Source organism: Chitinivorax sp. B (assembly GCF_005503445.1).
Taxonomy (GTDB): Bacteria; Pseudomonadota; Gammaproteobacteria; order Burkholderiales; family SCOH01; genus Chitinivorax.
The window spans coordinates 1-9,068 of sequence record NZ_SCOH01000080.1 but is presented as its reverse complement, the minus strand read 5'-3'; the positions used below and the strand labels follow the sequence as shown (position 1 = coordinate 9,068).

General features: G+C 52.3%; 11 protein-coding genes and 1 pseudogene. 10 read left to right on the top strand and 2 right to left on the bottom strand.

Annotated elements, in window-relative coordinates:
• The 5 genes from FFS57_RS23845 to FFS57_RS23825 form a co-directional block, all read left to right on the top strand.
• Positions 1 to 567 (top strand): RHS repeat domain-containing protein (locus FFS57_RS23845; RefSeq protein ID WP_137940331.1); only part of this gene is annotated, 567 nt, incomplete at its 5' end.
• 29 nt (positions 568 to 596) lie between these two features.
• Positions 597 to 2,870: an RHS repeat domain-containing protein gene (locus FFS57_RS23840; protein WP_171014183.1), complete on the top strand. Its 2,274-nt coding sequence runs from the start codon at positions 597 to 599 to the stop codon at positions 2,868 to 2,870.
• A 169-nt stretch (positions 2,871 to 3,039) separates the two neighbouring features.
• Positions 3,040 to 3,516, top strand: coding sequence for a hypothetical protein (locus FFS57_RS23835; RefSeq protein WP_137940329.1), 477 nt, complete (start codon positions 3,040 to 3,042; stop codon positions 3,514 to 3,516).
• A gap of 393 nt (positions 3,517 to 3,909) precedes the next feature.
• Positions 3,910 to 4,548: an RHS repeat-associated core domain-containing protein gene (locus FFS57_RS26330; RefSeq protein ID WP_502705941.1), complete on the top strand. Its 639-nt coding sequence runs from the start codon at positions 3,910 to 3,912 to the stop codon at positions 4,546 to 4,548.
• Positions 4,532 to 5,182 carry a tetratricopeptide repeat protein gene (locus tag FFS57_RS23825; RefSeq protein ID WP_137940327.1) on the top strand — a complete coding sequence of 217 codons (651 nt, stop codon included), beginning with the start codon at positions 4,532 to 4,534 and terminating at the stop codon, positions 5,180 to 5,182. Before FFS57_RS26330 ends, FFS57_RS23825 begins: the two co-directional genes overlap by 17 nt.
• Positions 5,183 to 5,404: 222 nt before the next feature.
• On the opposite strand, the gene FFS57_RS25985 is transcribed toward FFS57_RS23825, so the two are convergent.
• On the bottom strand, positions 5,405 to 5,860 hold the full coding sequence (locus FFS57_RS25985; RefSeq protein ID WP_249384149.1) for a hypothetical protein: 456 nt from the start codon (positions 5,858 to 5,860) through the stop codon (positions 5,405 to 5,407).
• Between FFS57_RS25985 and FFS57_RS25980 the strand changes: the two genes are divergently transcribed.
• The 3 genes and pseudogenes from FFS57_RS25980 to FFS57_RS23815 form a co-directional block, all read left to right on the top strand.
• Positions 5,804 to 6,313: an RHS repeat domain-containing protein gene (locus tag FFS57_RS25980; RefSeq protein WP_249384148.1), complete on the top strand. Its 510-nt coding sequence runs from the start codon at positions 5,804 to 5,806 to the stop codon at positions 6,311 to 6,313. The two genes, FFS57_RS25985 and FFS57_RS25980, sit on opposite strands and share 57 nt — an antisense overlap.
• Before the next feature lie 4 nt (positions 6,314 to 6,317).
• The gene (locus FFS57_RS25975) at positions 6,318 to 6,566 is read left to right on the top strand and encodes a hypothetical protein (RefSeq protein ID WP_249384147.1); all 249 of its coding nucleotides are present in this window, start codon (positions 6,318 to 6,320) and stop codon (positions 6,564 to 6,566) included.
• Positions 6,567 to 6,673: 107 nt separating this feature from the next.
• Positions 6,674 to 6,898, top strand: a pseudogene (locus tag FFS57_RS23815) (transposase); the annotation flags it as partial.
• Between the two features lie 353 nt (positions 6,899 to 7,251).
• On the opposite strand, the gene FFS57_RS25970 reads toward FFS57_RS23815, so the two are convergent.
• A complete protein-coding gene (locus FFS57_RS25970; RefSeq protein WP_137940326.1) occupies positions 7,252 to 7,542 on the bottom strand; it encodes a hypothetical protein in 291 nt (96 codons plus the stop codon).
• Between the two features lie 30 nt (positions 7,543 to 7,572).
• Between FFS57_RS25970 and FFS57_RS23805 the strand changes: the two genes are divergently transcribed.
• Positions 7,573 to 8,409, top strand: a complete 837-nt coding sequence (locus FFS57_RS23805) for an RHS repeat domain-containing protein (protein WP_171014182.1) — start codon at positions 7,573 to 7,575, stop codon at positions 8,407 to 8,409.
• Positions 8,406 to 8,837 carry a hypothetical protein gene (locus tag FFS57_RS23800; protein WP_137940324.1) on the top strand — a complete coding sequence of 144 codons (432 nt, stop codon included), beginning with the start codon at positions 8,406 to 8,408 and terminating at the stop codon, positions 8,835 to 8,837. Before FFS57_RS23805 ends, FFS57_RS23800 begins: the two co-directional genes overlap by 4 nt.
• The last annotated feature ends 231 nt before the right edge of the window (positions 8,838 to 9,068 follow it).

Genomic DNA, 9,068 nt, shown 5'->3' with positions numbered 1-9,068 from the left:
ACCGAGCTGGATGCCGCCAACAAACCCGGCAAGAGCCGCGTCTGGTCGTGGAGCTACGGTAACTTCGGGCTGGTCAAGACCGCCACCGACCCGAACGGCCAAGTCACCCGCTACGACTACGATGCGCAAGGCAACTTGAGCAAGCTCACCAACCCGTTGCAGCAAGTGACCCAGTTCACCCAGTACGATGCCGCCGGTCGACTATTGGCCATGAAAGACCCCAATGGCGTGGTCACCACCTTCAGCTACACCCCGCGTGGCTGGCTGGCCTCCCGCACCGTCGGCAAGGAACGGACCCAGTACGACTACGACGGCGTCGGCCAACTGACCAAGGTCACCTTCCCCGATCAGCGCACCGTCAGCTACACCTACGACGCCGCGCATCGCCTGACCGACATCCAGGACAGCCTGGGCAACCGCATCCACTACGAGCTGGATGCGATGGGCAATCAGCTGCGCAAGCAGGTATTCGATGCCCAGGGGACGTTGACCAGTGCCCTGGAGCAGATCGAACAGGCCCGCCTCAGCAGCCAGCCACTGTCGCAGATTGATCGAAGCGCCAGTTAAACCCGACGAAATAACCAATAAAGATGTACATGATGAAACGCAAATCAACCTTGTCTTGCTTCCGTCAGTGGCCGCTGCTGCTGATGGTCACCAGCGCACTGGCCTCCGCCGCCGTGGTGTTGGATGAATCCTACGAATACGATACCCTGGGCCGCCTGGCCAAGGTCAAGAACGCCAAGGCTGAAGTTGTCGCCAGCTACACCTACGACGCCATCGGCAACCGCACCAGCGTCACCGATGCGCTGAACCGCACCACCCAATACCGCTACGACAGCTTTAATCGCTTGGTGAAGCTGGAAACCCCGGATCCGGCCAAGGCCGGTGGGGTGCTGGTCACTGAATTCAGCTACGACGCACTGGACAACCTGGTCACCGTCAAAGACCCACTCGGCCACACCACCCGCTACAACTACAATGGCCTGGGCGAACTGCTGCAACAGCTCAGCCCGGATACCGGCACCACCCTCTACACCTACGACGCTGCCGGCCAACTCAAGACCAAGACCGACGCCCGCAGCCAGACCGAAACCCGCAGCTACGACGCGCTGGGCCGCGTCACCCGCCTGGCCTTCGGCGACCAGACCCACACCTTCACCTGGGACACCGCTACCAACGGCAAAGGCCGGCTGGCCAGCATCAGCGACCCGGCCGGCACCACCCGCTACCGTTACGACCCGCAGGGCCGCTTGAGCGGCAAAACCGTCAGCTTCACCCCCATTGGCGGGGTCGGCGGCGACGCCGGCCAGCGCGACGTCGGCTACAGCTGGAACGCGCAAGGCCAACTGAGCCAACTCACCTACCCGAGCGGCCTCAAGGTCAGCTACAGCTACGACCGTAACGGCCGGGTCAGCAGCGTGCTGCTGAATGGCCAAGCCTTAATCAGCAACATCCAGTACCAACCATTCGGCGGCATCAAGAGCTGGAGCTGGGCCGGTGGCAACACCCACAACCGCCACACCAACCTGGACGGGCAACTCGACCTGTTGCAACACGGCAGCCTGTACAGCAAAAGCTACACTTGGAACGCCGCCAACCAGCTGACCGCGCAGATCGACAACCAAGCCAGCCAACTCAACCAAAGCTACGACTACGACACACTGGACCGGCTGAACCAGACCACCCGCGGCACCGTCACCGAGCAATACCAATACGACGCTAACGGCAACCGCACCCAAAGCCAGGTCAACACCACCGCCACCCGCTACAGTATCGACCCGGCCAGCAACCGCCTGCTGCAGCAGAGCGGCAGCAACGCCAAGACTTATACCCTGGACGCCAGCGGCAACCAGACCAGCGATGGCGCCATCGCCTTCAGCTACGACAACGCCGGCCGTTTGCGCAACGCCCTGAAGAACGGCCAGAGCTTCACCAGCTTCTTCTACAACGCGCAAGGGCAACTGGCGATCAAGACCAGCTATGGCAAACCGATCCAGTTCGTCTACGACGAAGCCGGCCACCTGCTGGCGGAACATGCCGACCCCGCCACGCAAAGCCCGACCCAGGATCATATCTGGCTGGGCGATACCCCGATCGCGGTGGTGCGCCCCAACAGCAGCGATGCCAGCAAACCGCTGATCTACCACGTCTACGCCGACCACCTCAACACCCCGCGCGCGATCTACGACGCGTTCAACAAACGCCTGACCTGGCGTTGGGAAAGCGAAGCCTTCGGCAACACCCTGCCGGATCAAGATGCGGACAAGAACGGCAGCCAGTTCGTGTACAACCTGCGCTTCCCGGGGCAGTATTGGGATAACGGCATCAAGCTGAGTCATAACTGGTATCGGACCTATAATCCGGAAACCGGGCGGTATGTTCAGAGTGATCCGATTGGGCTCGGTGGTGGGTTGAATACTTATGGGTATGTCCGTGGCAATCCAACTACGCAGTATGACCCGGATGGGCGCTTCATTTTTGTGGCTGCATTTGGTTGGGGGGCAGCGACTGCGATGGCCGACATGGCTGTTGCTGGTGCAGCAACTTGGTGGTGGCAGAATCAGGTATTGCCCAATCAGAATGGTACAAATGGAGGGCCTTTGGCTCGGCCTGACCCAGTAGAGGCTAGAGGAAATTATCACCCCACGCTACCTCATGTTAAGCCTGGTAGGGATTGCAATGGGAATTGCAATCCTTGTCCTCCTGGTCAAGCCCCATGGCGAGAAGCAAATCATGGAGCTAATAGTCATGGCTCACCCACAGGATTTCATTGGCACAAAATTGTGTACAATCAAGTTGAAAAAGATCCGGATTGTAAATGCATTCCGCAAAAGCTAGATAGTCCAGATGGAATTAAATGGAAGTAGCACTATGTGGAAAATTTAATATATTTTATTGATGACATAACCATTCGAGCCTCCCTATTAAATGAATAGGGAGGTCGATATAAATAGGGTGATTAATAATTACAACACCCTCTTCTTATTATTTAACGAACCATCACCCACTGTCGAGACAAAGACATAGGAACTCATCATGAATAAGATTAGAGTTAATGAGTATAGGGATTGTATAAGGCATATTTGGAATTGCTTTATGCTTCCTAGATACAATGAAACTAAAGATTGGGGTATTGTTGATAGTTATGTGAAAATTAAGAATGAGTTATTTTACTCCATGGTTCTAAGTAGGCCAGAAGGTGGGAATATTATAGATTTTGAATTTGGATCAGAATCCTATAATATTATGGTTGAGATCTCAAATTCAAATCCAACGCCTGCACTAATAAATAGAGAGATTGGCGTTAGGTATGGCTATTGGGATTATGATGAAAAATTCATCCCGCCTAATTCTGAGTTATTGTTTGTTGATTTTTTTGATTGGGATCAATGTGATTTTATAGATTTAGCGTTGGTTATTTTAAAAATAGAGAACTGCCCGAGTCATCCTGAATTAAATGGAAGATATGCAATTTTGGAGTGTGGTTATTGCAATCTGCAATTTAGACTTTGACTTGGATTTTAGGATTTAATGTGAAAATCGGTAATAATAACTTTGATTGCCAATTTTCTATTGGCTTAGGCTTTGTTAATGGTATGGACTCCCCTTCCCGGCCCACTGCCCCGAAATTAGTTATCCGTCACAATCCTAGCGTGGCCGACCGTGATATCATTTGCGGTAAGCGATCACGCCATATAACGAAGATGACGAAAAAACTCGGCGCCTCAATATTTCAATGCAATTGCTAAAATCTGTAGCGAGCCATGCTCCAACCGTAGCATGTTCCGAATTAAATATCGTACGATTTGGAGCGAAGTGCCCTGGTTTGCCACATTTCAGCCGTAGGCTAAAACGGCGTGAGCCGAGCTGCCATCGTAGCGTGAGCCGTTTGACGTCATAACAGCGTTGTCGGATCAGGATGCCGACAAGAACGGCAGCCAGTTTGTCTATAATCTGCGCTTCCCGGGGCAGTATTGGGATAACGGCATCAAGCTGAGTCATAACTGGTATCGGACCTATAATCCGGAGACGGGGCGGTATGTTCAGAGTGATCCGATTGGGTTGATGGGTGGGTTGAATACGTTTGGGTACGTGGCTGGAAATCCCGTTGCGTTAATGGATCCTTTAGGGCTCGAAGTCATCTATAAGAAGGATGGCGTTGAATTTCACGGAAACCCCATGCCTAAAGGTGGCACAAATTATGGTGAACACACCACTCAAGTGGACGGCAGGACTGCATACCATGTTCATGTAAATGACGATCCTAACAAGCGATGGGATGTTACGAATAACCAACCATTGGATCCTGAAGGAAATTTCACAAAGAAGGAGCTGAAGGTTTGCAAGAGCTTAAGTGAAAACGAGCAGAAATACCTTAGAAAAGCTGCGAGAGAGGTTTTCCATCATCGCCCTGACCGACTGCCGAAAATTAAAGCACGATATTTGACTACTTTCGGCATGATCTTTGGCGCTCTCATGTCAAATAGCTATGAAGAGACGTGCGGTGCTGACGTCGGGAATCAGCTTGATGAAGTATGTGAATAATACACCGATAGATAGCGCCATTCGCCAGGATACGTGTACTCCTGCGGAATTGCTTCATTCGGCAATCCAGAATTATGAAAACGACAATATGGAGGTCGCAATTCCGCAGTTTCTGGCACTTGCCCAACATGATTACGAAGAGGCTTTCCTCTACTTGTCATTAATTTACCGAGATGGGGATGGCACGGAGAAAGATGAGCTTCAGGCGGTTCGCTACAAGAGACAGTACGTTCAAAGTATTGAAAAGAAGGCTGCCAACGGCCTTCCCGCCTATCAGCTCAAACTGGCCTATGTATTACAGTTTGGCGACGGTGTCGCTATTGATAATGCTCGTGCGTTCTTGCTATTTCTTGAACTAGCGAAAGCAGGCTGGGGTGAGGCGCAGTTTCACTTATCGCTAATTTACGCACACGGGGACTGTGGGCAAAACGCTGACGCTGAGTTAGAACTGTACTGGTTAAATGAAGCCGCCAAGTCGGAATGGCCTATGGCGCTTTACTACTCGGCCTTGTTCCTAGAGGTCGATCCCAGCACAGCGGAATCAGCTTTACGCGCAAAAGAGATGATGAATCGAGCGGCCGAGCTTGGGTGTTGGCAAGCGAAAGAACATCTGAAATCAATGGGACCAGAGTAACTGATCTGTCGCCAGCCGCCTTGCACGGCTGGTCGCGGTCGGTTCAGACCCGGTCCTTCAGGGTGAACCGATCAGGCTGGTTCAGGGCCCGTTAGCGGACTTGAGATAAGGTCATCCCCCTTGCCCGGCCTAGCCGGGCTTGCTTTTTTTGCCGCCGGCCTGCCGACTGAAGTGGTCGGCAGCGTGCTTTGAAATCAAGCTCTCCAGTACCGCCTTGGTGGTTTATAACGCCGGCCACCCCGCTTCGCCCTGAAGAACGGCCAGAGCGTCAGCAGCTTCTTCTACAACGCCCAAGGGCAACTGGCACTCAAGACCGCCAACAGCAAACCGATCCAGTTCGTCTACGACGAAGCCGGCCACCTGCTGGCGGAACACGCCGACCCGGCCACGCAAAGCCCGACCCAGGATCACCTCTGGCTGGGCGACACCCCGATTGCGGTGGTGCGCCCCAACAGCAGCGACCCCAGCAAACCGCTGATCTACCACGTCTACGCCGACCACCTCAACACCCCACGCGCCATCTACGACGCGTTCAACAAACGCCTGACCTGGCGCTGGGAAAGCGAAGCCTTCGGCAACACCCTGCCGGATCAGGATGCCGACAAGAACGGCAGCCAGTTCGTGTACAACCTGCGCTTCCCGGGGCAGTATTGGGATAATGGCATCAAGCTGAGTCATAATTGGTTCCGGCAGTATGATCCAAGCACAGGGCGGTTTCCGCAGAGTGATCCGATTGGGTTGAACGGTGGGTTGAATACATATGGGTATGTGGGAGGAAATCCAACATTATTTATAGATCCTACTGGTCTAAAGGGGCAATGTATAAAGGGAAAGATTGGTGAGTCCGGATTTGAATACTGTGACAATCAGCCCGATAACATAATAGATTCGTGCCAAGAGACTTGCGAGCGATTTAAAGTTGCAGCGAAATGGATGTCCTACTTTGGTGGAGCTGCTGCTGGGATGGTAGGGCAGGGAACGAAATTTGCTCCCAAGGAGGCTAGGGATGCTGCTGGGCTGGGGACAGGAGCGGGAGCGTATGCGGCGACACAAGCTCTGCAAAAGTATAACGATCTTGCATATGAAAAATGTACACGGGCCTGCAAGCAGAAGCAGTGTATTCCATGGTGATGGTATGACGCGAACTGCATCAATTATTATTGTTCTGTTGATTTTTGGAACATATATTTGGCAAATTGATCAGGATAAATTTGCCAGATATATATTTTTCTTCTTTCCAGTGAGTTTGGTTATCTTATTGATAAGCAATAAGGTCAATAGGGCTTTAGAGTTTAAAACCTCTCTGCGTGCAAAATTTATTAGGGATTGGTTAACTCCTATACTTATATTTGCATTGGCTATTGTTGTCCTGAATCAATACTGAAAACCAATGGGGTCAGAGTGATTGATTTAGAAACCAATGGGGTCAGAGTGATTGATTTAGTGTGCTGTGAGTGTTAGCCTTTCTCTGTGACGTCAGGAGAAACCCTCGTGGCACGTTTACCTCGCCTCTACTTTCCCGGTTGCGCCCAGCATGTCATTCAGCGTGGCAATAATCGAGAAGCCTGCTTTTACGATGAAGCGGACTACAAAGCCTATCTGTCGTTTCTCCTAGAGGCGGCGACCAAATATCAGGTCGCGATTCACGCGTTCGTGCTGATGACCAACCATGTGCATTTGCTGGCGACGCCTGCTGACGAGCAGGGAATCAGCAAATAACCGATGGGGTCAGAGTCATTGATCTGTCGCCAGCTGCCTTTTGCGGCTGGTCGCGGTCGGTTCAGACCTGGTCCTTCAGGGTGAACCGATCAGGCTGGTTCAGGGCCCGTTAGCGGACTTGAGATAGGGTCATCCCCCTTGCCCGGCCTAGCCGGGCTTGCTTTGTGCGCCCAGCATGGGCGCACTCCTGCGGGTGAAAGTCCCGTCGCGAGCTGATCACAACGAGCGAAGCGAACCGCAACTGAGCGAGGGTGACCGCAATCAACGGGGTCGGAGTGATTGATCTGTCGCCGGCCGCCTTGTGCGGCTGGTCACGGTCGGCTCAGGCTCGGTTCTCCAGGGTGAACCGATCAGGCTGGATCATCACCCGTTAGCGGATTTGAGATAAGGTCATCCCCCCTGAAACGGTCGGCAGTGTGCTTTGAAATCAAGCTCTCCGCTACCGCCTTGGTGGTTTCGTCGGTTGCCCCTGCATCGCCCTGAAGAACGGCCAGAGCTTCACCAGCTTCTTCTACAACGCGCAAGGACAACTGGCACTCAAGACCGCCAACAGCAAACCGATCCAGTTCGTCTACGACGAAGCCGGCCACCTGCTGGCAGAACACGCCGACCCGGCCACGCAAAACCCGACCCAGGATCATATCTGGCTGGGCGACACGCCGATTGCGGTGGTGCGCCCCAACAGCAGCGACCCCAGCAAACCGCTGATCTACCACGTCTACGCCGACCACCTCAACACGCCACGCGCCATCTACGACGCGTTCAACAAACGCCTGACCTGGCGCTGGGAAAGCGAAGCCTTCGGCAACACCCTACCGGATCAGGATGCGGACAAGAACGGCAGCCAGTTCGTGTATAACCTGCGCTTCCCGGGGCAGTATTGGGACAACAGCATCAAGCTCAGTCATAATTGGTATCGGACTTATAATCCGGAGACGGGGCGGTATGTTCAGAGTGATCCGATTGGGCTCGGTGGTGGGTTGAATACCTTTGGATATGCTGGAGGGAACCCAACGCGTTGGATTGATCCGTATGGGCTTGATTATGGGTTTAGCGTAGATCCTGCAGCCGCTGCGGGCAACGGACATACAACACTTTATTTTCAAGATAAACAAGGTGGTTGGTATGAATATAACCAAGGGGCAGCCGGTGATGTAGCGTCAGGTGGTAATGCGGGTTTTGCTGCGGGCTTAGACGCACCCGCAGGGGTAAGTATTACTCCGGTGACGGCTCCACCTCCTAATGCACTGATATATCCTTCTCCGAAAGAGAGCGATGGGAACATTGCAAATTGCGCTATTGTCTCGCAAGCACAACATAATAGTGGCAAAAAGAAGTATAACTTATATAGCAATAATTGCACTGATTCAGTCGTGGATGTAATGAAGTGCGCAGGTATTAATTTACCAAATCCATCATTTACGGTTAAACCGAACTCATGGGTTAAGCAACTGCCACCCCCGCCAGAAAAGGCATCAAAGCCATCTAGTGGAGGTATTTCTAAATGAAGAAGTGCCTTAAAATTTTACTTGGAATTTGTTTGGTGGCGACTGGTTGTAGTGGCGAAAAAAATTCACCGGCGGAGGTATCTTCAACGGTGGGCGGCATTGCCGTTAAAGTAAGCAGATCAGCGCCATATAGTGAAGGTAATGTAAATAAATCTCTGATATATGGCTCATTGTATTTTGATATGTCAAATAAACATACTAATGTTATAAATTTGACATGCATCTCAATTTCTATGGGGAATGCGCTCAGTGAGAGTATTTACATTGATAGTATTGCTCATGTTCAGGTTGATCGGTATGGACTTGATGAGAAAAAGAAGAGTATTTCTGTCTACTGGAAAATGGATAAGCCAATTGACATGGGTTTGATTGATGTTAAGTTAAAAGTATTTCTTAAAGATGGGTGCACTCTTTACCCTATCCGCTAGCCATCCGTGGGATTAGAGTGATTGATCTGTCGCCGGCTTCCTTATGCGGCTGGTCGTGGTCGGCTAAGGCCCGGTGCTTCAGGGTGAGCCGATCAGACTGGATCAGCGCCCGTTAGCGAACTTGAGATAAGGTCATCCCCCTTGCCCGGCTTAGCCGGGCTTGTTTTTTTGGGCCGCCAGTCTGCCGACTGAAACGGTCGGCAGCGTGCTTTAACACCAAGCTCTCCAGCA